Genomic DNA, 22,667 nt, shown 5'->3' on the forward strand with positions numbered 1-22,667 from the left:
ACCTGTTGAGTATGAGAAACTGTTCGAAAAGATGACTGAGAAGTGTCTACTGAACTAGTGGCGATTCACTTGCCCGTCTTGCTATGAGGTATAATGTACTTGGCTTAGTCTAAGTAAAAGGTAGTTGTTAGTGTCGCAAGACTTCGATCCAAAGCATTTTGTACAGAACCTTACGTCGCGCCCTGGTGTTTACCGCATGTATGGCAAAGATGAATTACTGTACGTGGGCAAAGCGAAGAACCTTAAAAATCGCGTTTCAAGTTATTTTCGAGCCACAGGGCTTACGACTAAAACCATGGCGCTGGTCAGTCGTATTGATGCCATCGAAATCACAGTCACCAAAAGTGAAACGGAGGCTCTGCTGCTCGAGCAAACGCTCATTAAACAGCACCGTCCCCCATACAACATTCTCCTGCGAGATGATAAGTCCTATCCTTATATCTTGATCTCAAATCATGAGCATCCGGCCATATTGTTTCGCCGTGGCACCAAAAGCAAAGAAGGGAAATTGTATGGGCCTTATCCGAGCGGTACAGCGGTAAAAGAAAGCATGATTACCATGCAAAAGGTCTTCAAAGTACGTCAATGTGAAGACTCTGTTTATTCCAACCGCACGCGTCCCTGTTTGCAGTACCAAATCAAACGTTGTTCTGCTCCCTGTGTCAATCTGATTACTGATTCGGAATACCAAGAAGATGTGCGCCATGCGCGCATGTTTTTAGAAGGCAAAAACCAAGAGCTAACCGCTGAAATTACACAGCAAATGACGGCAGCGGCCACAGATATGGAGTTTGAGCGGGCGGCGGCTTTGCGGGATCAAATCATCCAGCTGAAGCATGTTCAAGAAGAGCAGAATGTCTATGGCCAGACCGGTGATGCGGATGTGATCGCAGCTATCATCCAGCCGGGTGGTTTGTGTGTTCATGTAATGATGGTGCGCCAAGGTAAAGTCATAGGCAGTAAAAGCCATTATCCTAAGATGCCTATTGAAATCATCGAGTCCGAGCTTCTTTCGTCCTTTTTAGCGCAACTCTACATTGGTGGTATTAACGAGCTGCCCAAGTCGATCATCTTGAGCCATGCCCTAGATGATGAAGAGGCCATTGCTGATGCTCTATTGCAGACCACTGGCAAGAAAATCGAAATTACCCATAATGTACGAGGCCAACGGGCCCGTTGGTTGGACCTTGCCAAGCTTAACGCGGAGCAGGGACTACAGGCCCGATTATCAGATAAACGCAATCACTTTAGCCGTATTACCGCTTTGCAAAAGGTGCTGGGCTTTAAAGAGCCACCTACGCATATGGAGTGTTTTGATATTTCCCATTCCAGTGGCGAAGCGACAGTCGCCTCCTGTGTCGTGTTTGGCCCTGAAGGTCCGGACAAAAAACGTTACCGCTCTTTTAATATTGAGGGGGTGGCAGCTGGGGACGATTATGCCGCCATGCATCAAGCACTTACCCGCCGTTATAAGCGAGTGAAAGAGGGTGAACTACCACCCCCAGACGTTTTGCTAATAGACGGTGGTAAAGGGCAATTAAAGCAAGCACAAGATGTGTTGAAAGAGCTTGGGCTCGTGGATATCTTCTTATTAGGCGTGGCTAAAGGTGATACCCGCAAGCCCGGTTTAGAAACCCTCTATATTGGTTCTAAAGAAGATGAAGTGGTCTTGCCTCCTGATTCTTCAGCATTGCATTTGATTCAACATATTCGTGATGAAGCTCACCGGTTTGCTATTACGACCCACAGACGTCGACGAGACAAAAAGCGTCGTCATTCTGCCTTGGAAAACATCCCAGGTATTGGTCCCAAACGACGCAAAGAATTGCTGACAGCGTTTGGCGGTTACCAAGAATTATTGGCTGCCAGTCAAGACGACATAGCAAAAGTCAAAGGTATCGGTGGAAATAAAGCGCAAGAGATATACCTGTACCTCCATAAAAGTTAAGCTTACGCCACCACAACATTACTTTTATTTTCAAGGCAGTTATGAACATTCCAAATCTTTTGACGTCACTTCGGATCTTTTTAATCCCAGTTTTGGTTGTGATCTATTACTTACCCTGGGAAGGGCGCTTTCATTTAAGTGCAGGAATTTTTGCGGTGGCGGCTATTACAGATTGGTTAGATGGCTTTTTAGCACGTAAGTTGGATCAGGCCACTCCGTTTGGCGCTTTCTTTGACCCAGTAGCGGACAAAGTCATGGTGTCTGTAGCTTTAGTTCTTTTGGTGGCAGCCTATGATAACCCTTTAATGACCTTAGCCAGCGCCGTGATTGTTGGTCGTGAAATTGTTATTTCGGCACTACGGGAGTGGATGGCAGAAATAGGTAAGCGTGCTAGTGTGGCCGTGTCCTTTGTTGGTAAATTCAAAACCACCATGCAGATGATTGCCATCTTCATTTTATTAGGGAATGCTCCTGGCACCTTATGGGCTCATGTTGGAGAAGGGGTGCTTGTTGTGGCGGCTCTTCTTACCCTATGGTCCATGTATGTCTACCTAAAAGCAGCTTGGCCAGAGCTGAAATCGGAAAAATAGGACGATCTGTAACCACCATTGATCGAAGCTTAATCAATTTTATAAAAAGTGGCTAAGTTAGTTATTTATTTGGTTTTTTTTCTTGACGTGTGAACCAGGTTCTATAAAATACGCACCATCTTTTGAGACGCGGGAATAGCTCAGTGGTAGAGCACAACCTTGCCAAGGTTGGGGTCGCGAGTTCGAGCCTCGTTTCCCGCTCCATCTCTTAAGGTAAACTGATTGAGGCCGGATGGCAGAGTGGTCATGCAGCGGACTGCAACTCCGTGTACGCCGGTTCGATTCCGACTCCGGCCTCCATTTCAGTTTAGTTATGCCCGGGTGGCGAAATTGGTAGACGCACAAGACTTAAAATCTTGCGATAGAAATATCGTACCGGTTCGATTCCGGTCCCGGGCACCATTTGGTGATTTTTTTATGCCTGTAATTCACGGCAATATCCTAGTTTTAAAACCTCCCCAACTTTTAATCATTTCCTAAGTACTTTTTCTTTGTTGTCGATTACCTTCGTGGTTTTTATACTCAAGGCTATGTTTCATTCATATGTCTATTGTCGGGGGTGTTATGGCCAGTGGTTGGGCGCATGATGGCGCGGTACAAGATCAAATCGATGCAACGGTGAATTCTGCCGTTGAGCGAGCCCGCAGCCGTTTGTCAGTGGGGGATAGTTTGGCCCATTGTGAAGAGTGCGAGGCGGAGATCCCAGAACGTCGTCGGGTCGCCATCCCTGGGGTGCGCTTGTGTATTCAGTGCCAGTCGGAGATAGAAGATTCCGATAAGGTAAAGAGCTTATACAACCGCAGTGGAAGTAAAGACAGTCAATTACGTTGAGAACCTTTTCAGTTAGTTTCATAATGCCTTTCCCCATAATGTTGCGATAGCAGCCATTGATGTGGGGTTATGGAGATCACGCGTTTTATCGAGGGATTATGAAATTAGCTACCACCAAAAACTACATCTTGCCTGTTTGGCTGATGTGTTTGTCAGTAAGTCACACTCAAGCACAAACTCCCGATCAGTTTTATCAGTTACTAGAGCAATTGCCCCATAGCAGTTATAGCAGTGAACAACGCATGGGGCGTATCAGTGAAGGGTTTCTAGGCGCCCTTTATGTTGATGGGAACCTAGGGGAGGGCAAAGACGGCCGCTTTGATCGTGATCCTCTTTACCGCTTTGATGTGTTTGATTGCACCACCTACGTGGAAACCGTGTTGGCAGGCGCCTTATCTTCCTCTCAGGAAACCTTTGATTCCCAGATGAGGGCCATACGTTATCAAGACGGTCAGGTATCCTTTGTCACCCGTAACCACTTTGCCAGCGCTGATTGGTTGATTAACAATCAAAATATCTTGCGAGATGTCACCTTTGAGGTAGCAGGAGAGGCCACCAAGCAGGCGGTAACCACCATTAATAAGCCGGCATGGTATAAAGCGATGGGGGTTGAGCGTTTACAAGGGTTGCCCCCAGAGGTTGATAAAACTGAGCGACTCCGTGAGTTACATAGGTTGGGCTCTCAGTTGAAGGTAGAACAGGTGAGCACGGCTTATGTGCCTCTTACAGCCTTATTTAACGAACAAGGGGAGGTGAACCACGCCTTGCTCGACCGCATCCCAAGTGGCGCCGTCATTAGTGTTGTTCGTCCAAATTATGACGTAACAGAATTGATCGGGACTCATCTTAATATTACCCATCAAGCCTTAGCCTTTCGCATTCATGGCACCTTATATTTGCGTCATGCCAGTCAGACTCAGAGAGAAGTCGTTGATCAAGACTTTGTCGAATACTTTAGCCATTATTTGGAAAGTCCATCGGTGAAGGGCTTCAATGTCCAACAGCCGAGATTTTAGGTATTGAATCGTTTGCATTTCGATAAAAAAAGCCCCGCACAGGGCGGGGCTAATATACCTAGAGAGTGCTGTGACTATACAGCGTTCTGACTTAGCGAAGAGCCTTCTAGCACTTCGTTAAGGTGCAGCCAGGTCTCAACCACAGTGTCTGGGTTGAGAGAAACACTTTCGATGCCTTGGGCAGCCAACCAATCCGCAAAATCTGCGTGGTCTGATGGGCCTTGACCACAAATGCCCACGTATTTGCCTTGTGCTTTACAGGCCTCAATCGCCAGCTTGAGTAGCTTCTTAACCGCAGGGTTACGCTCATCAAATTTGTCTGCAATCAAGCCTGAGTCACGATCTAAGCCGAGAGTTAGCTGAGTCAGGTCATTGGAGCCAATAGAGAAGCCATCGAAGTATTCCAAGAACTCATCCGCCAAGAGGGCATTAGAAGGTAGCTCACACATCATGATGACTTTAAGGCCATTTTGACCACGAGCTAAGCCTTGTTCTGCCAGCAGTTCGGTCACTTGTTGTGCTTCTTCTAACGTACGAACAAAGGGGATCATGATCTGTACGTTAGTGAACCCCATGTCGTTACGAACACGGCGGATGGCCTCACACTCAAGGGCGAAACAGTCTCGGAAAGAGTCGTCCAAGTAGCGTGCGGCCCCACGGAAGCCAAGCATTGGGTTCTCTTCATCGGGCTCAAAGCGAGGGCCGCCTACCAGGTTGTGGTATTCGTTTGACTTAAAGTCAGACAAACGCACGATCACAGGCTTGTTAGAGAAGGAGCAGGCGAGGGTAGAAACACCTTCCACCAACTTTTCAACGTAGAACTCCACTGGGCCAGCGTAACCCGCAATACGATGGTTAATTTCTTCTTTAAGACCTGCGTCCATGTCATCAAAGTTCAACAGGGCTTTCGGGTGAATGCCGATCATACGGTTAATGATGAACTCTAATCGCGCGAGGCCAACCCCTGCGTTAGGCAGCATGGCGAAATCAAAAGCACGGTTAGGGTTGCCCACGTTCATCATGACTTTGACCGGTAGATCTGGCATGTTGCCCACTTCCGAGGTGATTACGTCGAACTCTAGGTTGCCTTGGTAGACAAATCCCATGTCCCCTTGTGCGCAGGATACGGTGACTGACTGATCATTTTTCAGTGATGTGGTGGCGTCCCCTGTACCAACAACCGCTGGAATACCCAGTTCGCGAGCGATGATGGCGGCATGGCAGGTGCGGCCACCACGGTTGGTAACGATAGCAGAAGCCTTTTTCATAATAGGCTCCCAATCTGGGTCAGTAATGTCGGTGACTAAAACGTCCCCTACTTCGATACGGTCCATCTCGTTAATAGAGCTGAGTACTTTCACCTTGCCAGAACCGATCTTGTGACCAATCGCACGGCCAGTCACGAGCACAGGGCCAGTTTGTTTTAGTGAGTAACGCTCCATGCTTTGTGCGTTAGCTTGGGAGCGAACGGTCTCAGGACGCGCTTGAACTATGTATAGCTTGCCATCTTCACCGTCTTTCGCCCATTCGATGTCCATTGGACGTTGGTAATGTTGCTCAATGATTTGTGCTTGGCGTGCTAGGTCTTCGATTTCTTCATTGCTGAGGGCAAAGCGATTTTGATCCGTCAGAGAGACAGGAACAATTTTTACCAGCTCGTCGCTTCCAGCATCCGCGTATTCCATTTTTTGGGATTTGCCGCCCAAGGTTTTACGAACGACTGCTGGGCGTCCCGCTGCCAAGGTTGGCTTGTGAACATGGTACTCGTCAGGGTTAACCGTACCCTGTACGACCATTTCACCCAGACCGTAAGCGGCTGTAATGAACACTACTTCGTCAAAGCCTGACTCCGTATCAAGGGTGAAGAGTACACCGGAGGCGCCAATGTCACTGCGCACCATTTTCTGGATGCCTGCGGACAATGCTACACCTTTGTGCTCAAAGCCTTGGTGAACGCGGTAGGAGATGGCGCGGTCGTTAAATAGGGAAGCAAAAACTTGCTTGATAGAGGCCTTAATGCTGTCGAGACCTACCACGTTTAGGAAGGTTTCTTGCTGACCTGCAAAGGATGCATCCGGCAGATCTTCAGCAGTAGCAGAAGAACGTACAGCGAAAGAGGCACCTGTGTTGTCTTCGGAGAGTTCGGTGTAAGCTTTTTCGATTTCTTGGTTGAACTCGTCGGAGAAGCTAGCGGTCTCGATCCAGTGGCGAATTTTCTTACCGGCTTCCGCCAGAGCTTGGACGTTGTCCACGTCTAGGGAATCAAGTAAATCGTGGATTTGTTGGTTCAAGCCGCTTTCTTGCAAGAAGGCTTGATAAGCATAAGCAGTCGTAGCGAAACCGTTTGGTACTTGGATACCCAGGTCTGAAAGATTGGAAATCATCTCCCCAAGAGATGCGTTCTTTCCGCCTACTTCGCCTACATCATCGAGGCGTAAATCGCTAAACCACTTAATAAATTTGCTCACTGTGAACTCCAAAGTTGTCACGTAAATTTTCTTATCATGGATGTCATCGTGTCTTGCCAAACCTTGATGACGGAGTTCATTGTAAAAAGAGCTCGATGAATGAATAAAATCGATTATTCGATGTTGTTTTATTTCAATCGATTTTTTAAATGTCGTTGTATAACAACAAAATAGGTGTATTAAGTGAAAATCTATTTCGTCTCGGATGGTACTGCTATTACCGCAGAAGTGTTTGGTTCGGCCATGTTGTCCTTCTTTGATGTGAACGTAGAAAAGGAGAGTGTACCGTTTTTAACGACGGTGGATCAGGCGCGAGGCTTCTGTAAACAGCTTCAAGAAGAAGATGAGCGAGGGGATAACACACTGGTATTTTTCACCATTTCAGATCCTGAGATTCGTGCCATTATCGAGTCTGGAAACAGTCACAGTTACAACTTATTTGGCGACTTATTAGCGCCGATTGAAAAGGCTCTGGGTGTGCCAGCTCAGCCCCAAGCACAGAAAGCCCATGGCATGAAGCAAGGTGTGTACGACAGTCGAATTGATGCCGTGAACTATGCCCTTGCCAATGATGACGGGGTTTCTATCAAACATTTCGATGAAGCAGAAATTATTCTGCTGGGAGTATCTCGTTCTGGCAAAACTCCCACCAGTTTGTATCTCGCCATGCAGTACGGCATCAAAACGGCCAACTACCCCTTAAACGAAGATGACTTTGCCAGTGTGGGACTGCCAGCGGTTCTGCGCCCTCATCGTGCGAAGCTCTATGGTCTAACGATCGATCCTAATCGCTTGCACGAAATTCGAACAGGGCGAATGGCGGCGAGTAAATATGCATCCCCTCGCCAGTGCCGATACGAAATTGACGAGGTAGAGGCGATTTATCGCCAAGAACGGATTCCCTTTTTGAATACCACGCACCTGTCTGTGGAAGAAATTTCCACCAAAGTCATGGCTGAGATGCATTTGCGCCGTAATCGTAGCTAGCTGAAGCACTCTAAACCTATCGAATAACTTGATGTTTTACGGATATTTGGCGCAAACTGGCAGGAAAGTGCACTTTAAAAGCACAAAAACAGTGACTATGTTGCTTGGCAAGTTGGAAGCTAAGCTACGAAAAAACGGGATTTAGGGACATTTTGTTGTGTAATTACAAACAAGCGCCCTAAAATTTCCTGAGATGATGAAGCTTTAGTGAAGATTGATGCGGCCTGTAGAGAGTATTTTTTAAGAATAACTTATACTTACCGCATAGTAAGTACATTCAAAAGAAGAGCGGAAGAATAGATCTCTTCTTAATAATAGGACGGTATCGTTTGAGTAAAAAAAATATTCAAGACCCATTTCGAGATAGGGAAGCGTCAAAATATGACAACCCTATACCAAGTCGCGAATTCATATTGGAACACATTGCCTCAGTAGGGCGACCTGTTACCCATCCAGAGTTATGTGAAGCCTTTAATCTAACCGATGAGGATTCCATCGAAGCTGCGCGTCGTCGTTTGATCGCCATGTGCCGAGATCATCAGCTAACCAGCAACGCCGATGACGCCTATTCACCTATTGCAAGCAGCGACCTTATAGAAGGTTATGTGCAAGGCAACAAAGAGGGTCATGGCTTCTTGCTACGCAAGGATGATGATGATTTATTTTTGTCCCAGCGTCAGATGCAGTCTGTGATGGACGGGGACCTAGTTGTCGTACGTTTATCCGGCAAAACCATGCGTGGCCGTCAAGACGCTGTGGTGGTGGAAGTCAAAGAGCGTAAGTACAGCCAATTAGTCGGCCGCTACTATGAAGAAAGCGGTTCGGCCTTTGTCACACCAGAAAACCCTCGTATTTCCCAAGACATTATGATCGAACAAGGTTCTGGTTTAACACCAAAGCATGGTCAATATGTGTTGGTTGAGATCGTGAGCTATGCCGAGCGCCGAGAAGCAGCCAAAGGCATTGTTAAAAAGATCCTTGGGGACTTTATGGCGCCAGGGTTAGAGATTGACGTCGCCATTCATAACTACGAGATCCCTAACGAATTTCCCAAAGCTGTGGCGCAACAGACTCGCCACCTAACCACTGAAGTAGCAGAAGAAGACAAACTGCACCGAGTGGACATGCGTGAGACGCCTTTTGTCACCATTGATGGTGAAGACGCCCGCGACTTTGACGATGCGGTGTATTGTGAAAAGACGCCCGGTGGCTGGAAGTTATTTGTCGCCATAGCCGACGTATCCCATTACGTGAAAAAGGGCACGGCATTAGACGAAGAAGCCATCTTACGGGGGAACTCGGTTTATTTCCCTGGGCGCGTAGTGCCTATGTTGCCAGAAGTACTGTCTAACGGCTTGTGTTCTTTGAACCCAGATGTGGACCGCCTTGCCATGGTGGCAGAGATCTCTTTGACCAGTCGCGGTAAGATGCGTGGCTTTAAGTTTTATGAAGGCCTGATCAACTCCCATGCTCGTCTGACCTATACCAAGGTCGCTAAGATGATCGCACCTGAGATAGACGATCAAGGGGAAGAGCTCCGTGAACGTTATCAAGGCATTGTTTCACACATTGATGACTTATACGGTTTGTACAAAGTTCTTCGTGAAGCCCGTGAAGATCGTGGAGCCATGGACTTTGATACGGTCGAAACGCGCATGGTGTTTGATGAGAACGCCAAGATTGACCAGATCGTTCCGGTAGAACGTAACGACGCCCATAAATTGATCGAAGAATGTATGCTGTGTGCCAACGTGGCCACCGCTGAGTTATTGATCAAGGCGAACTTGCCTGCGTTATTCCGTATTCACGAAGGTCCAAAAGAAGAGAAGCTAATTGCCTTGCGCACTTACTTATCTGTCTTGGGTCTGGAATTAGGCGGTGGTTCTAAGCCATCTCCAGCGGATTACGCGGATCTAGCCGAAAAGGTCCGTGATCGAGCGGATGTGCGCAGTATTCAAACCATGCTATTACGCTCCATGTCTCAGGCTGTTTATCAGCCGGATAATCTTGGGCACTTTGGTTTGAACTATGAAGCCTACACCCATTTCACATCCCCAATTCGTCGTTACCCTGATTTATTGGTTCACCGAGCGATCCGTTACCTGATTCGTGGTGAAGGGGCTCCCAAACTGCGTCAAGTTTACAAGGTGCCAGGTACCCCAATGTTGAAGGCGAATAAAATCTACGGCTACGACGATGCCGATATGGATTTGTTGGGGGAGACTTGTTCTACCACTGAGCGCCGTGCCGATGAAGCCACTCGCGACGTAGAGTCATGGTTGAAGTGCCAATACGTGGAGCAGCATTTAGGTGAGGCCTTTGATGGCATCGTGACTGCGGTCACCCCATTTGGCTTATTTGTCGAGTTAGGTGGTTTGTATGTGGACGGTCTGGTCCATGTATCCGGTTTAGGTAATGACTTTTTTGTCCATGACCCAGAACATCAAGCCATGATTGGTGAGCGTACTGGTAAGGTGTTCCGCCTTGGGGACAAGATTCGTGTATCTGTTCTAAGCGTAAACCTAGAGCAGCGCAAAATTGATCTGCAGAAACTGGATGAGCGTCCTAAGCCAGCGTCACGAATGAATCGTGATGATCTGTCTGAACTTGAAATGCAGTTGGCTCAGTTGCCTCCAATGGAGCTTGGCGGGCGTGTTAAGCCAAAATCTGCCCCTAATAAAGCAGCCGAAAAGTCAGAGAGCAAAGAGTCTGATTCTGCACCAAAACGTAAGCCGAAAAAGAAAGAAATTTCTAAAGGCAAAAAGGTGCGTTTGAAAAAGTCGAAGAAGCAGGCGGCTGCCAGTGGGGCAAAAAAGACCACTGGGACCAAAGCGAAAAAAGCGAAAGCCAAACCAAAGAAAAAAGCCAACGCTAAGCCTCGGGCCAGAGATTAAATCCTCTGGCACCTTGGCCGTTAGCGGCGAACACAGATAAAGAGATCAACAGCCACATGGCAGATTTAGATTGGGTATACGGCCTACATGCGGTGGAAAACGCGTTAGGTCAAAAAGGTAAAGTGAAAGAAGTGCGCCTACAAGAAGGGCGTGACGATAAGAAGACACAACGTATTGTGAAGCTGTGTCAGTCTCAAGGTCTGCGCATCCAAGTGGTGCCCCGCAAAGACTTGGACCAGCTGTTTAGCAAGAGCAAAGAGCGTATTGTCCATCAGGGGGTCGTAGCTTTGGCAGAAGTCACCAAAGCGGGTGATGAAAAAGACCTAGAAAACTTGGTTAAAAACCTGGATGAAGTGCCACTGATCATCATCCTTGATGGGGTAACCGATCCTCACAATCTAGGGGCCTGCCTGCGTAGTGCAGATGCTGCCGGAGCCCATGCTTTGGTGATGCCAAAAGATAAATCAGCGCCTTTAAATGCAACCGTTAGTAAGGTGGCCTGTGGTGCAGCGGAAAGCATGCCAGTGTTTACCGTCACCAACCTTGCCCGCACCATGAAAAAGCTCCAGGATCTTGGAGTTTGGATTTTCGGTACTGCTGGAGAAGCCACTGGGACGGTTTATGAGCACGACTTTACGATTCCTACTGCTATCGTAATGGGAGCAGAAGGGGATGGTATGCGCCGTCTTACCCGTGAGCAATGCGATTACTTGGTTAAGTTGCCGATGGCGGGAGTCGTGAGCAGCTTAAATGTGTCTGTGGCAACCGGTGTTTGCTTGTATGAAGTGGTTCGTCAACGGGCGGCAAAAGCAAACGGCTAAGGCATCATCTGCCTACGAGCGTTGTGAGAAATTGGAGAAACAAGTGTTAAAGACATTTAACGTGGCGCCTATCGACGGTGTGCTAGATGACCAAATCCAACACAAAATTGATATGAAAACCAAGCCGTTGGGTGCCCTTGGTGGTCTGGAGTCTATTGCGTTTCAGATCGCACGAATCCAAAACACCCTGGTGCCCAGTGTTAATAAAGCCAAAATGATTGTTTTTGCGGCAGATCATGGGGCGGTTGCTAAAGGTATTAGCGCTTTTCCACAAGAAGTGACACCACAGATGGTTGGGAATTTCTTGGCCGGTGGTGCCGCGGTGAGTGTGTTTTCTCAGCAACATAATGTGCCATTAAAAGTGGTGGATGTGGGGGTGAAGGTAGACATGCCTGATCATCCATTATTGTCTCAGCGTAAGGTCGCCTATGGCAGTAAAGACTTTTCAGAAACCGCGGCATTGACGTTAGACGAGGTCAACCGCGCCCTGGAAGCTGGCGCAGCAGAGGTCACAGACGCTGTGGATGAGGGCGTTGAGTTACTCATGTTTGGTGAAATGGGCATTGGTAACACAGGAGTCTCCTCTTGCATGCTAAGTGCCATCAGTGGTGTAGAAGCGAAGCAAACCACTGGACGTGGCACAGGGCTAGATTCAGAAGGCGTGTCTAAAAAAGCGCTGATCATTGATCAGGCCTTGCAGCGTGCTGCCAGTGAACTGAACAAGCCGGCAGGAGAATGGGCGCCTTGGGAAGTGGCGACCCAAGTGGGTGGTTTAGAGATCCTGGCTATGGCGGGAGCTATGTTACGCAGTGCAGAATTGAAAAAGCCTTATGTAGTAGATGGTTTTATTTGTACGGTGGCCCTGCTGTTTGCAAAGCAAGTTCAGGCAGAGGTTGTGGCGTACGCCATCTTTGCCCATCAGTCTAATGAGCAAGCCCATCAGGTGTTGCTAGAAGCCTTTGATGCGACACCAATTCTAAAATTGGACCTTCGTTTAGGTGAGGGCTCGGGTGCCATTCTGTCTTATCCGATTATTCAAAGCGCGGTGACCTTTTTTAATAATATGGCAAGCTTTGAGGCGGCAGGGGTTACTAATGTCTCCTAAATGGGTTGAGGATTGGCAGGGCTTTACCAGAAGCCTTGCCACTTACACTCGGTTACCCGTTAAAGTTGATTGGGACCGCACAGAAAAGCACACGCCGAGCGTGTGCTTTTTACCATGGGTCGGCCTTGTGGTGGCGTTGCTCAGTGCTTGGCCCTTGCTGTTTAGTGGTTGGTCAGCAGGGTTTCAAGGAATCCTCATGCTGCTCTCTGCAGTGCTCTTAACCGGCGCGTTCCATGAAGACGGTTTAATGGATGCCGCTGATGGTCTCGTAGGTGGTTGGACGCCAGAGCAACGTCTGACCATTATGAAAGATTCTCGAGTGGGCTCATACGGTGTATTGGCTGGCTTTTTTAGTCTCGCCCTAAAGTGGTGGCTTGTTTCCATATGGCTATCCCAGGGCTCAACGACTACTCAGCTAGCGGGATGGCTCATGGTACATCTAGGTGCCCGTTGGTTACCTTTGGTGTTAATGCAATCCCTAACCTATGTTTCAGCCGGTCAGAGTAAAGCGCAAGCCATGATTGATGAGCTGGGCAGACGTGGCTGGGTTTGGTTACTGGTTTCCTTAGTGCTGGCCTGGGCATTGGTGGGGCTTTGGGATTTGACGCAAGTTTTGTTCGCCTTGGGTGTGTTAGGTGTTGCCATCCGTCGCTATTTGAAAGCGCGTATTGGTGGATTCAATGGCGACACCCTTGGGGCTTCCGAACAGTTGGCTGAGCTTCTCATACTGTTTGTCTTGCTTGGCTGGAGTGCTTGATGAAACTGCTTTTGATTCGACACCCAAAGCCCGATGTGACCAAAGGTCTGTGTTATGGCCAGTCGGATGTGCCATTACTGGCAGGTTGGCAAAATGATGTCCAAGCCATAAAAACATGGCTTGATCATTACCATGGCGATGTGGCTTGGCAGAGTTACCACAGTCCTTTGTCTCGGGCGGCTTTGTTAGCACAGGCGGTGATGTCGGACTCACAAGAGGTAGCAGCGCTCGCGGAGCTAGACTTTGGTTCCTGGGAAAACATCTGTTGGTCGGACATTTCCCGTGCAGAAATCGAGCAATGGAGTAATGATCTGGAGAATGCGACCCCTTATGGTGGTGAATCATTGGCCATGCTGAGCCAGCGGGTACTGGACTGGCTTACCCCTACACTTAAAGCTAACCAAGACACCATTTTGTTTACTCATGCTGGGGTGATTAAGGTGTTAGTGGCCCATTTTTGTCAGATGCCCTTGGCCCAGTGCTATCGTACCAGTCCTACCTATTCGAGCATTACAGAGCTTGAGGTTGGTGAAGGATACGCTATGCTCCATCGATTAGGGGCAGGTGATTGGACAGAATAACGAGAAACAGATGCTGCTTTATATTTTAGGAATGATTGGTATTGCGGCGTTTGCCATTACGGGGGTGATCTCCTCGGGCAAACGAGATATGGATTTGTTTAGCATTGTGCTGTTGGGCATGGTGACTTCCTTAGGTGGTGGCACCATTCGTGATGTGATTTTACGGGTGGATGCTGTGTATTGGGTGCAAGACACGTCTTATCTGTGGGTGGCTTTTTTGTCATCTGTGTTTGCATTCTTTGGGGTTCGAGTAATCGAAAATCGCCAGCAAGTGTTCCATTACGCGGATTCTTTTGGACTGGCCCTGTTTACAGTGGTGGCTACAGAGCGTGTTTTGAGCTTGGGCTTTTCACCCATGATTGCCATTACCATGGGGGTGATTACTGGTGTGGCCGGTGGCATGATCCGGGATTTGTTGAGCTTTCGACCTCCCTTGGTGCTAGGGAAAGAGTTTTACGCTACGCCTGCCTTTTTAGGGGCCCTGCTGGTGGTGCTACTGGAAAGAAATGTGCCTTTTCATGAATATAACTCCATTTACGGTGCGTTACTGATCTTTATACTGAGACTCTTCGCAATTCATAAAGGCCTCTATTACCCAAGCTGGCTGTTGTATAAAAAAAGAGAGAATCATGACTACTGAGCGTACTCCGGAAGAACAAGCGCAAATCGACATGGCTAAACGCCTAAAAAAGAAAGAAGTGGTGGATCAGCGCATCGCCGCAGCGACCGAAGAGCGAGGTGTTACCATTTTGCTAACGGGCAACGGCAAGGGCAAAAGTTCCAGTGCTTTTGGCACCATGGCGCGAGCCATTGGGCATGGTCAAAAAAGTACAGTAGTGCAGTTCATTAAGGGACGTAAAGCGACAGGGGAGCAGTTGTTCTTTGGTAGCCATCCACAGGTGAGCTTCCATGTTATGGGCCATGGCTTTACTTGGGAAACCCGAAATCCTGAGTTAGAGCAGGAGGCTGCTAATCAAGCTTGGACGGTTGCGAAAGAGGCGTTAAGTGATGCCAATGTAGACTTTGTGCTGTTGGACGAAATTACTTACATGTACAAATACGGCTACCTTGATGTGGCAGAATTATTGACTGCTTTGGCCAATCGTCCAGCCCACCAAAATGTCATGATGACGGGCCGTACGGCACCCCGAGAGTTGCTGGATTCCGTCGATACTCACAGCAAAATATCAAATGAGCGTCATGCTTTTGCTGCGGGTGTCAAAGCTCAGCAAGGAATTGAATGGTAATTTGAGAATTATTCTCAACAAGTTGGACTTTCTGCTATCTTTAGATGATAATCATTTTCATTAGAAGAAAGGGAGAGTCCGATGATCTACTGGCAGCACCTCACAAGACAAGCCAACGAAGCCCAATCCAGAGCCGCTTTTGTTGATGCCCACGAGTTAAACCAAAAGGCTTTAGCCTGTGCTAAAGCCACCTTTCCATCAGACTTTGATAATGATGCTGAGTCCGCCGTATCAGCGGTTATCGTGAGTTATCTCAATCTTGCAGAAGTGTCTGTCTCCATGAAGGAATGGTCACAGGCAGATGGGTATTTTTCTCAAGGTGTGTCTTTCTTAGAGCAGGTGATTAATGCACCAAACTTGCCTTCCGATGACCGTACTTTGATTGATCGGACTGCCTCCCACATTCGTTTTGAGTGGGACCTTTTTAAACAGACTTATGGCTCTAAGGTGGAAGCGGGTAAGCGCTTAGGCAACTTTGCTCTCGCTACTTCAGCAATGGGGTAGGGAAAGGAGGCTGGATCTATGATGTTGGATGTTTTAACGGGCATTCTGCTGGTGATGTCCTGTGTGCTGGTGTTTCTATTGATTCGTCGTTAACTGTACAGAAATTTGTACACAAAATGGGGCTGGGCTATTTTTCCTATCGCCCACCCCATAGAGTGTTGTTCATCCCAAGATTAAAATAGCGTTTTATTCACCTGACTATTTTGAGGGATGCACATGTCTGCTGCCGTTTCAGATCTTCAACGACATACTTGGCTGGAAGATGCACAAGCAATCATTGCAGGGACATTAATGATCGCATTGGGCATTAATTTTTATACCCAAGTGGGGTTGTTAACAGGCGGGACAGCAGGTCTTGCTTTCTTGTTTAGTTACATTTCATCTTTTACGTTTGGCCAAGTGTTCTTTGTGATCAACTTGCCATTTTATTGGTTGGCTATCCGTCGTATTGGTTGGGATTTCACCCTTAAAACATTCGCGGCTGTGTTTCTGGTGTCTGCCTTTTCGGACATCACTCCCATGTTTTTACAGTTAGAAAACATTAACCCTTTTTATGCCACCATTGCTGGAAGCTTCTTAATTGGTGTGGGTTTTGTGATGTTGTTTCGCCATAACGCAAGCTTAGGTGGTTTGAACATTCTGGCCCGTTATTTATTCCAAACTCGCGGCGTACCTATTGGTAAGTTTATGATGACAGTAGACTGCTGTGTGGTGTTTTTATCTATTTTTATCGTTGAGCCATCCCTGATTGCCATGTCTATCTTTGGCGCTGTGTTGTTGAACTTTATGTTGGTGATGAATCACAAGCCGGGTCGCTATCTAGTCGCTCCTTAGCTTTTCCTATCATCGTTCCTTAAACGGTGTCGGTCAGGTATCATTGTCGTATCTCTGATAAATAAAGGACCGCACCGTTGGATCTATTCAAGGTTGATACCCTTACTCCGTATTTGAATGATCTTGTCGCCCTGTTAATTGACGCAGTTGATAACGGCGCAGCAATTGGTTTTCTCCCCCCTTTAAGTGAGCAAGAAGCCATTGATTACTGGCAAAGTATCAATGATGAAATGCAACAAAATGCCCGCCAAATTGTTCTCGTCCGCGAACAGGAAACTGTGGTGGGGGCGATCCAGCTAGAGCTTTCTGCAAAGGCCAATGCGTTACATCGTGCTGGTATTGAAAAATGGATGGTGCGTTCTGACTACCAAGGTCAAGGGCTAGGCAAAGCCCTGCTGCAGGGGGCAGAGAAGGTTGCTGCGTCCCTGAACACCGAATTGCTTACTTGTGATACTCGAGTGGGTGATTTAGCAGAAACCATTTTATCGCAGCAGGCATGGCAAAAAGTCGGCGAAGTCCCACAATATTCCCGCACAGTTATGGGTACTTACTATGACTGCGCAATCTACTACAAATCCATTGAGCCTACCCAAGATTTATATGTCTAAAACCTTTAATGATCCTTCTGTCCGTTTGGACTTTTATGTGTCTCACACCTTAGGTCTATCTCGAAAAGAAGCTAAAACTCTCATTAGCCGTGGGAAAATTACGGTGAATGGCAAGGAAATTAAGAAAGCCAACCATACAGTGGTGGCAAAAGATGATGTGTTTTACGGCGATGAAGCCCTTCCTTGGCCGCGAGAGAAGTATTTCGTCATGAATAAGCCTATGGGCTATGTGTGTGCCACAGAAGATGGCGAACACCCTGTAGTATTGGATTTGATTGCTCAGTCAGACCAAAAAGATCTGCGGGTGGTAGGACGTTTGGATTTAGATACAACTGGGTTACTGTTACTGTCTACGGACGGGCAATGGCTCCATCGTATTACTTCACCCCGCCATGAATGCAGCAAACAATACCGTGTGTGGACGGCTGATCCAGTCTCTGATCTGGCACTGACTGAGCTGTGTGAAGGTGTCCAGTTGAACAATGAAAATGGCAAAACTATAGCGGTTGAAGCGCTTCGTGTGGATGATAAAGAGATTCTGCTGACGATTACTGAAGGTAAATACCATCAGGTAAAACGCATGTTAGCCGCTACGGGCAACCGGGTAGTGGCTTTACATCGAGAAAAGATTGCCACCCTGACATTAGACGGTTTAGAAGAGGGCGCCTACCGCTCCTTGACCGACGCAGAAGTCGCCTTATTTTAACTTTAAAGAGTATTGAATCATGAGTGAAGAACTGTCTTTAGACCAACGTATACAACTACTAGCGTCACCTGATGATGTGCGTCTTGAGCACTTTGTTAAAACGGTAAAAGAATCGCAACAGGTGTGGAGTCTCAGTAACGAAGAAGGCTTCGTGATGGTAGAAACCGACGAAGGGGACTGCGTCATGGTATGGCCCGATGCGGATTTTGCTGCCCAATGGGCCATTGATGAGTGGGACGATTGTGAGCCCGTGGAAGTGTCCTACGAAACCTTCACCACAATGTGGTTGCCAAGCCTTGAAAAGGACAACATCACCTTAGCGGTATTTCCAAACATCGAAGACGAAGGCAAACTCACCAGCGCTGCGGACATGAAAGCCTTATTAGGAATTTAAGTGCTAAGTCGCCCACACTACATGGCGCGACTTCTTAAGAAAGATCACCTTGATCACATACGTGGATAGAGTAAGGAACCAATTTTACCATGAGTAAGCGTCAGGCCAACCGTGAAGAGATCTTCTCGCGCATTTTAGAAGCGGCTGAAATTGAATTTGGATTGAAGGGGTTTGGTGGTGCGAGTTTGCAGCACATAGCGGAGCGAGCAGGCTTACCTAAGCCCAATATCGTTTATTACTTCCAATCTAAGGCAAATCTCTACAAACAAGTATTGAATAACATTGCCGATAGTTGGAATGATTTATTTGATAAGGCGACGGTAGAGGATGATCCAGCCACTGTACTGGACAGTTTTATCCGTACTAAATTGCGTCAAAGCTTTGAAAGTGGTCGATCATCGCGAATCTTTGCTCAGGAAGTCATTCAAGGGGCGCAGCATATTGGTGATTATCTAAAAGAAGATTTACGGCCATGGTTTGAATCCCGTACTGCTGTGATTGAAGGCTGGATTGCGGCGGGTAAAATGCGCCGTGTGGACCCTGTGGCGCTGATCTTTATGATTTGGTCTACGACCCAACATTATGCAGACTTTGAGTCGCAAATCCTTGCGCTAACAGGGGCGGAAGGCTATGACGAAAGTGATTTGATTCGCGTGGGTGACACCTTAAGCGATGTGATCTTGCGGGGCTGTGGCTTACAGCCCCTTCATCGTGCTTAACGAATCCTCAAAAAGCGCAGATTCTTTTTAAGGGGGACTGCGCTTGCCAACGATATGCTGTACCAAAGCCCGTAATTTTGCGGGCTTTGCTGGTTTTGGCATGTAGGAAATATCCTCTGCTTGGCAGGTTTCTCCTAGCTCATTTGAGCGTACAGCTGTGATCAGAACCGCTGGAATGGGTTGATTGAAGCGCTGACGCAGAGCTTTAATCAGCTCAATCCCATCTTGATGATCGTCCAGTTGATAGTCCATCAGCAGCAGCTCAGGAATCTGCTCAGTTGAGGCATTCAGAGCATCTTGGTAACGACTAAAAGTCTGATAGGTACAATGCCACTTTTCTAGCAGGGTGCTCATAGCTTCTAGGTTATTAGGATCATCGTCCACACACCATACGTGGCACATGGCCAGATCTTTGTTAATAGCGGAGCGCGTTTCCTTATCTATCGGCAAGGCTGTGCTGACTTGACTGCTTGCCTTAGGCACCAAGATGGTAAAGCAGCTGCCCTTATGGGGAACCGAGCGCACCTCTGTGGTGACTCCAAGTAGTCGCTGCATTCTTCGAACTAAGCCAAGTCCCAGCCCCATGCCTGGCTCTTTGTTGTTTTCCCAGCGGTAAAAGTCTTCAAAAACCTTGGCTTGTTCTGTGGCTGGAATACCTACCCCTGTGTCCCAAACTTGAATTCGAATATGGTCTTTCACAGAGCGTACTGAGATGAGTACTCGGCCTTTTTCCGTGTACTTGACGGCATTAGAGACAAAGTTTTGAATAATGCGCCGCAAATACACCGGGTCTGAGTGGACACGACAAGGGCGAATATGGGTAGACATTTTTAGGTGTTTGCTCTGGGCAATGACACCAAATTCCGCCACGATGGGGTCGATGATTGGGCCAATGTCCACATCAACTAAAGTTGGTTTGATGGCTCCTTGGTCGAGTCGAGCGATTTCTAATAGGGTTGCGATCAGTGTTTCGGTGGACTCTAGTGAGGCGGCCAGCTTATTCAGTGTGGTACTGGAATCGTCCGGAATGTCACTCTCTTGTAGAGCGCCTAGATACAGCTTAGCGGCATTCAATGGCTGTAATATGTCGTGGCTGGCTAAGGCCAAAAACTCCGTCTTTGACGCGTTGGCGTGTTCTGCTTCCGCCTTGGCATTGATCAATTGTTGCTCCGCTTGCGCCCGTCTATCAATCTCTTGAACCAGCTCTTGGTTAATACTTTGCACTTCTTGAGTACGGGCGACTACGCGTTTTTCCAAGTCGATATTCGCGTCTTTAAGAGCTTGCTGACTTTCAATGTGCTCGGTGACATCGGTGAACGAGGTGACAAAGCCACCGTTTGGCAGGGGATTACCTACCATTTCGATGACACGGCCGTTGGCCCGACGGCGTAAAAATCTGTGACCTGTGCCTTTACGTAAATGTTCAAGTCGTTTGTTGACCAGCTCTTCCACATCGCCCACACCACATTCCCCATTTTCAGCGTTATAGCGAATCAGCTCTTCCACAGAAAGACCGATCTTGAGCATGCCTTCAGGGTAGGGGTAGAGGGCCATATAGGTTTGGTTCCATGCCACCATGCGCAGGTCCTTATCCACTACGCTGATGCCGTGATCAAGGTTATCCAAAGAGACGAAGAGTAGGTTTTGGTTAAACTGGATGGCTTGGGTGGCCTCATCTAAATAGGTCACCATTTCTTCGATTTTGATTTGTTTATCTACTAGCAGCGAGTTGACTATGGTGCGGGCAGAAGAACCTCCTAAAACCCCCCCTAATACCCGTTCACAGTAGTCCACAAAACGGCGGGAGGGCGTTTGGTTGGTTGGCAAGCTTTCGTTGTAGTTCTGTTCAAAAGTACGAATGACCTCGGCACACTTTTGCTCCCCAAGGAAGGTTTCTAATAACACAAATAAGTCGCTGTTGATGGCCTTGCTTTTGGGTTTAAAGAAGCGGTTTTCAACTTCCGAAGTGGGCGACACAAAGGCAGTTGCTTGAATACGATCTACCAATCGTTCAGTGGCCAGTAATGAACCAAAGATGTAGCCCACCGTATTGGCAATCAGGCTGATCAAAGCACCATAACTGATTAGCTCAGTACGGGAGTCATAGCCATCAAAGTTCGTTAGATCAATGCTGCCAGTGATCGGAAGCATCATCCAGAGCAACCAAAATAAGAAGCCCAACGTCAGCCCTGCGTAGACACCGTAGGCATGGCCGCGTTTCCAATAGAGACCACCTAATACGGCCGGTACCAATTGAAAGACCAAGGAGAAAGCAATCAAGCCTGTGTTGGCCAAGGATTCGCTATTGGCCATCTCTTGATAATAAAGATAAGCAAGGGCCAAGATGCCTACCATGGCAATTCGGCGTACTAACAAAATACGTCGGTTATAGGTCGGTAATCCACGGCGTTTCGTACTGCTGCGGGCGATCATCAGTGGCAAGATCACATCGTTGCTGATCATGATACTGAGGGCAAAGGTAGCTATGATCACCATGGCCGTGGTGGCTGACATGCCCCCAAGGAAAATGAGAATTTGCAATGGCAAGTTATTGGATTCTAAAGCGAACTGGATGACATAGGTATCCCCATTCACTGAGCTACCAAATAGACTTTGTCCCACCAGAGCAATAGGTGGAATCAGGACCGCAAAGATCATGAGGTAAAATGGAAACACCCAGCGGGCAGTACGAGACTGGCGACTGTTTTGATGATCCACGATGGTGACGTGGAACTGCCTTGGCAAACAAATCACCGCCGCTGCCGCCATCAAGGTCTGCATAATAAACGGGAATGAGGTGAAGGTCTCTAACTGCCAGGCAGCTAAATCAACCTCGGCAGCAAAGTCTTCAACTGAGCTGTGTTGGGCGGCGTAGATGGCTACTAGTCCTACGGCAATGATAGCGATCAGTTTAAACAAGGATTCGCTGCCTATGGCGAGCATCATACCTGAGCGGTACTCTGTGACTTCCACCTTGCGCGTGCCAAATAAGATGGCAAAGACGCCGATCAAGACAGTCGAAATGAAAACCACCAAGCTTGCGGAAGATTCGTCTTGGTTAACGAACAAAGCCAAGTTCGCCCCAATGGCTTTAAGCTGTAAGGCGATATAAGGGATGATCGCCAACATGCAGATAAGGATGACCAAAGGTGCTGTCAGGGGACGTTTACCGTAACGGGAGGAGATAAAGTCCGCCACAGAAGTGATGTTTTGGCGATGACTGACAAACATCATCTTCTTTAAAATTCGAAAGCCGAATAGATACAGCAAAATCGGGCCAAGCAAGATGGGGAGATAGCTCCACCCAGAGCGTGTGGCTTCACCAATGGCACCATAAAAGGTCCACGCGGTACAGTAAATGGCAAGGGAGAGACTGTAAACCAACGGATGACGGGTCAGTCGTTTCGCTGCTGGGCTGTCTTTATCGCCCCATGTGGCGATCCAAAAGAGGCCGAGAATATAGAGTATCGCAAGAATGATCCAAAAAGCCGTCATGTTTGCATGGGGTCCATTTGCTAGCTGAGTGTTGGAATCCGTTTAATGTAGCATAGGGCGCGACCCATGCCTTTAGACGTTAGTCGTGTTCGACGTTGAAATCTGTCGCGAACATCACATACAGGCAGGAGAAATGCTTGGATAGTATGTGCTCATTATTCG

General features: G+C 47.8%; 20 protein-coding genes and 3 tRNA genes. 21 read left to right on the forward strand and 2 right to left on the reverse strand.

The genetic code is table 11. From position 1 onward, the window contains the following. Positions 1–130 precede the first annotated feature (130 nt). The 7 genes from uvrC (at position 131) to ACFQ45_RS15075 (ending at position 4,385) form a co-directional block, all read left to right on the forward strand. On the forward strand, positions 131–1,948 hold the full coding sequence (gene uvrC / locus ACFQ45_RS15045) for an excinuclease ABC subunit UvrC (protein ID WP_377369149.1): 1,818 nt from the start codon (positions 131–133) through the stop codon (positions 1,946–1,948). 41 nt (positions 1,949–1,989) lie between these two features. Further along, entirely contained in the window at positions 1,990–2,538 is a 549-nt protein-coding gene (gene pgsA / locus ACFQ45_RS15050) for a CDP-diacylglycerol--glycerol-3-phosphate 3-phosphatidyltransferase (protein WP_377369151.1), read from the forward strand. A gap of 129 nt (positions 2,539–2,667) precedes the next feature. Then, a tRNA-Gly gene (locus ACFQ45_RS15055) sits at positions 2,668–2,742 on the forward strand. A gap of 22 nt (positions 2,743–2,764) precedes the next feature. After that, positions 2,765–2,838, forward strand: a tRNA-Cys gene (locus ACFQ45_RS15060). Positions 2,839–2,853: 15 nt separating this feature from the next. Beyond that, positions 2,854–2,940 (forward strand) — tRNA-Leu (locus ACFQ45_RS15065). 162 nt (positions 2,941–3,102) lie between these two features. Next, a complete protein-coding gene (locus ACFQ45_RS15070) occupies positions 3,103–3,369 on the forward strand; it encodes a DksA/TraR family C4-type zinc finger protein (RefSeq protein ID WP_377369986.1) in 267 nt (88 codons plus the stop codon). 98 nt (positions 3,370–3,467) lie between these two features. Continuing rightward, positions 3,468–4,385: an N-acetylmuramoyl-L-alanine amidase-like domain-containing protein gene (locus tag ACFQ45_RS15075; RefSeq protein ID WP_377369153.1), complete on the forward strand. Its 918-nt coding sequence runs from the start codon at positions 3,468–3,470 to the stop codon at positions 4,383–4,385. Positions 4,386–4,459: 74 nt separating this feature from the next. Here the strand turns inward: ACFQ45_RS15075 and ppsA are convergent, their stop codons facing one another. Beyond that, the gene (gene ppsA, locus ACFQ45_RS15080; RefSeq protein WP_377369155.1) at positions 4,460–6,853 is read right to left on the reverse strand and encodes a phosphoenolpyruvate synthase; all 2,394 of its coding nucleotides are present in this window, start codon (positions 6,851–6,853) and stop codon (positions 4,460–4,462) included. A gap of 183 nt (positions 6,854–7,036) precedes the next feature. Here ppsA and ACFQ45_RS15085 point away from each other — a divergent pair, with 183 nt between their 5' ends. From ACFQ45_RS15085 to ACFQ45_RS15150, 14 genes are all read left to right on the forward strand, one after another. Continuing rightward, a complete protein-coding gene (locus tag ACFQ45_RS15085) occupies positions 7,037–7,840 on the forward strand; it encodes a pyruvate, water dikinase regulatory protein (RefSeq protein ID WP_377369157.1) in 804 nt (267 codons plus the stop codon). A gap of 329 nt (positions 7,841–8,169) precedes the next feature. Next, entirely contained in the window at positions 8,170–10,734 is a 2,565-nt protein-coding gene (gene rnr / locus ACFQ45_RS15090) for a ribonuclease R (RefSeq protein WP_377369159.1), read from the forward strand. Positions 10,735–10,790: 56 nt separating this feature from the next. Continuing rightward, positions 10,791–11,555, forward strand: coding sequence for a 23S rRNA (guanosine(2251)-2'-O)-methyltransferase RlmB (rlmB, locus tag ACFQ45_RS15095; RefSeq protein ID WP_377369161.1), 765 nt, complete (start codon positions 10,791–10,793; stop codon positions 11,553–11,555). Continuing rightward, entirely contained in the window at positions 11,515–12,660 is a 1,146-nt protein-coding gene (gene cobT / locus ACFQ45_RS15100; RefSeq protein ID WP_377369163.1) for a nicotinate-nucleotide--dimethylbenzimidazole phosphoribosyltransferase, read from the forward strand. The genes rlmB and cobT overlap by 41 nt, the downstream gene beginning before the upstream one ends. Beyond that, positions 12,650–13,417, forward strand: coding sequence for an adenosylcobinamide-GDP ribazoletransferase (locus ACFQ45_RS15105; RefSeq protein ID WP_377369165.1), 768 nt, complete (start codon positions 12,650–12,652; stop codon positions 13,415–13,417). The genes cobT and ACFQ45_RS15105 overlap by 11 nt, the downstream gene beginning before the upstream one ends. Beyond that, positions 13,417–13,998, forward strand: coding sequence for a histidine phosphatase family protein (locus ACFQ45_RS15110; RefSeq protein WP_377369167.1), 582 nt, complete (start codon positions 13,417–13,419; stop codon positions 13,996–13,998). Before ACFQ45_RS15105 ends, ACFQ45_RS15110 begins: the two co-directional genes overlap by 1 nt. 10 nt (positions 13,999–14,008) lie before the next feature. Then, positions 14,009–14,638, forward strand: coding sequence for a trimeric intracellular cation channel family protein (locus tag ACFQ45_RS15115; protein ID WP_377369169.1), 630 nt, complete (start codon positions 14,009–14,011; stop codon positions 14,636–14,638). Then, entirely contained in the window at positions 14,628–15,245 is a 618-nt protein-coding gene (cobO, locus tag ACFQ45_RS15120; RefSeq protein WP_377369171.1) for a cob(I)yrinic acid a,c-diamide adenosyltransferase, read from the forward strand. Before ACFQ45_RS15115 ends, cobO begins: the two co-directional genes overlap by 11 nt. 81 nt (positions 15,246–15,326) lie before the next feature. After that, on the forward strand, positions 15,327–15,749 hold the full coding sequence (locus ACFQ45_RS15125) for a hypothetical protein (RefSeq protein WP_377369173.1): 423 nt from the start codon (positions 15,327–15,329) through the stop codon (positions 15,747–15,749). Positions 15,750–15,965: 216 nt separating this feature from the next. Further along, positions 15,966–16,583: a YitT family protein gene (locus tag ACFQ45_RS15130; protein ID WP_377369175.1), complete on the forward strand. Its 618-nt coding sequence runs from the start codon at positions 15,966–15,968 to the stop codon at positions 16,581–16,583. Positions 16,584–16,660: 77 nt separating this feature from the next. Next, positions 16,661–17,191: a GNAT family N-acetyltransferase gene (locus tag ACFQ45_RS15135; protein WP_377369176.1), complete on the forward strand. Its 531-nt coding sequence runs from the start codon at positions 16,661–16,663 to the stop codon at positions 17,189–17,191. Next, positions 17,184–17,897, forward strand: a complete 714-nt coding sequence (locus tag ACFQ45_RS15140; RefSeq protein WP_377369178.1) for a pseudouridine synthase — start codon at positions 17,184–17,186, stop codon at positions 17,895–17,897. Before ACFQ45_RS15135 ends, ACFQ45_RS15140 begins: the two co-directional genes overlap by 8 nt. Before the next feature lie 19 nt (positions 17,898–17,916). Then, entirely contained in the window at positions 17,917–18,291 is a 375-nt protein-coding gene (locus ACFQ45_RS15145; protein ID WP_377369180.1) for a DUF2750 domain-containing protein, read from the forward strand. A gap of 89 nt (positions 18,292–18,380) precedes the next feature. Further along, complete coding sequence (locus ACFQ45_RS15150) at positions 18,381–19,010, forward strand: TetR/AcrR family transcriptional regulator (RefSeq protein WP_377369182.1); 630 nt, start codon at positions 18,381–18,383, stop codon at positions 19,008–19,010. Between the two features lie 27 nt (positions 19,011–19,037). On the opposite strand, the gene ACFQ45_RS15155 is transcribed toward ACFQ45_RS15150, so the two are convergent. Next, a complete protein-coding gene (locus ACFQ45_RS15155; protein ID WP_377369184.1) occupies positions 19,038–22,505 on the reverse strand; it encodes a hybrid sensor histidine kinase/response regulator in 3,468 nt (1,155 codons plus the stop codon). Between the last annotated feature and the right edge of the window lie 162 nt (positions 22,506–22,667).

It is taken from the genome of Rhodanobacter aciditrophus (assembly GCF_042679525.1).
GTDB classification, from domain to species: domain Bacteria; phylum Pseudomonadota; class Gammaproteobacteria; order Pseudomonadales; family Marinomonadaceae; genus Marinomonas; species Marinomonas aciditrophus.

Bases quoted from the DNA above. Each gene is read 5' to 3' on its own strand.
- ACFQ45_RS15155 (WP_377369184.1), bottom strand. From the start codon at position 22,505: ATGACGGCTTTTTGGATCATTCTTGCGATACTCTATATTCTCGGCCTC.
- ACFQ45_RS15130 (WP_377369175.1), top strand. From the start codon at position 15,966: ATGTCTGCTGCCGTTTCAGATCTTCAACGACATACTTGGCTGGAAGAT.
- rlmB (WP_377369161.1), top strand. From the start codon at position 10,791: ATGGCAGATTTAGATTGGGTATACGGCCTACATGCGGTGGAAAACGCG.
- ACFQ45_RS15115 (WP_377369169.1), top strand. From the start codon at position 14,009: ATGCTGCTTTATATTTTAGGAATGATTGGTATTGCGGCGTTTGCCATT.
- ACFQ45_RS15140 (WP_377369178.1), top strand. From the start codon at position 17,184: ATGTCTAAAACCTTTAATGATCCTTCTGTCCGTTTGGACTTTTATGTG.
- cobT (WP_377369163.1), top strand. From the start codon at position 11,515: ATGAAGTGGTTCGTCAACGGGCGGCAAAAGCAAACGGCTAAGGCATCA.
- pgsA (WP_377369151.1), top strand. From the start codon at position 1,990: ATGAACATTCCAAATCTTTTGACGTCACTTCGGATCTTTTTAATCCCA.
- ACFQ45_RS15070 (WP_377369986.1), top strand. From the start codon at position 3,103: ATGGCCAGTGGTTGGGCGCATGATGGCGCGGTACAAGATCAAATCGAT.
- ACFQ45_RS15150 (WP_377369182.1), top strand. From the start codon at position 18,381: ATGAGTAAGCGTCAGGCCAACCGTGAAGAGATCTTCTCGCGCATTTTA.
- ACFQ45_RS15105 (WP_377369165.1), top strand. From the start codon at position 12,650: ATGTCTCCTAAATGGGTTGAGGATTGGCAGGGCTTTACCAGAAGCCTT.
- ACFQ45_RS15145 (WP_377369180.1), top strand. From the start codon at position 17,917: ATGAGTGAAGAACTGTCTTTAGACCAACGTATACAACTACTAGCGTCA.
- ACFQ45_RS15075 (WP_377369153.1), top strand. From the start codon at position 3,468: ATGAAATTAGCTACCACCAAAAACTACATCTTGCCTGTTTGGCTGATG.
- ACFQ45_RS15125 (WP_377369173.1), top strand. From the start codon at position 15,327: ATGATCTACTGGCAGCACCTCACAAGACAAGCCAACGAAGCCCAATCC.
- cobO (WP_377369171.1), top strand. From the start codon at position 14,628: ATGACTACTGAGCGTACTCCGGAAGAACAAGCGCAAATCGACATGGCT.
- ACFQ45_RS15110 (WP_377369167.1), top strand. From the start codon at position 13,417: ATGAAACTGCTTTTGATTCGACACCCAAAGCCCGATGTGACCAAAGGT.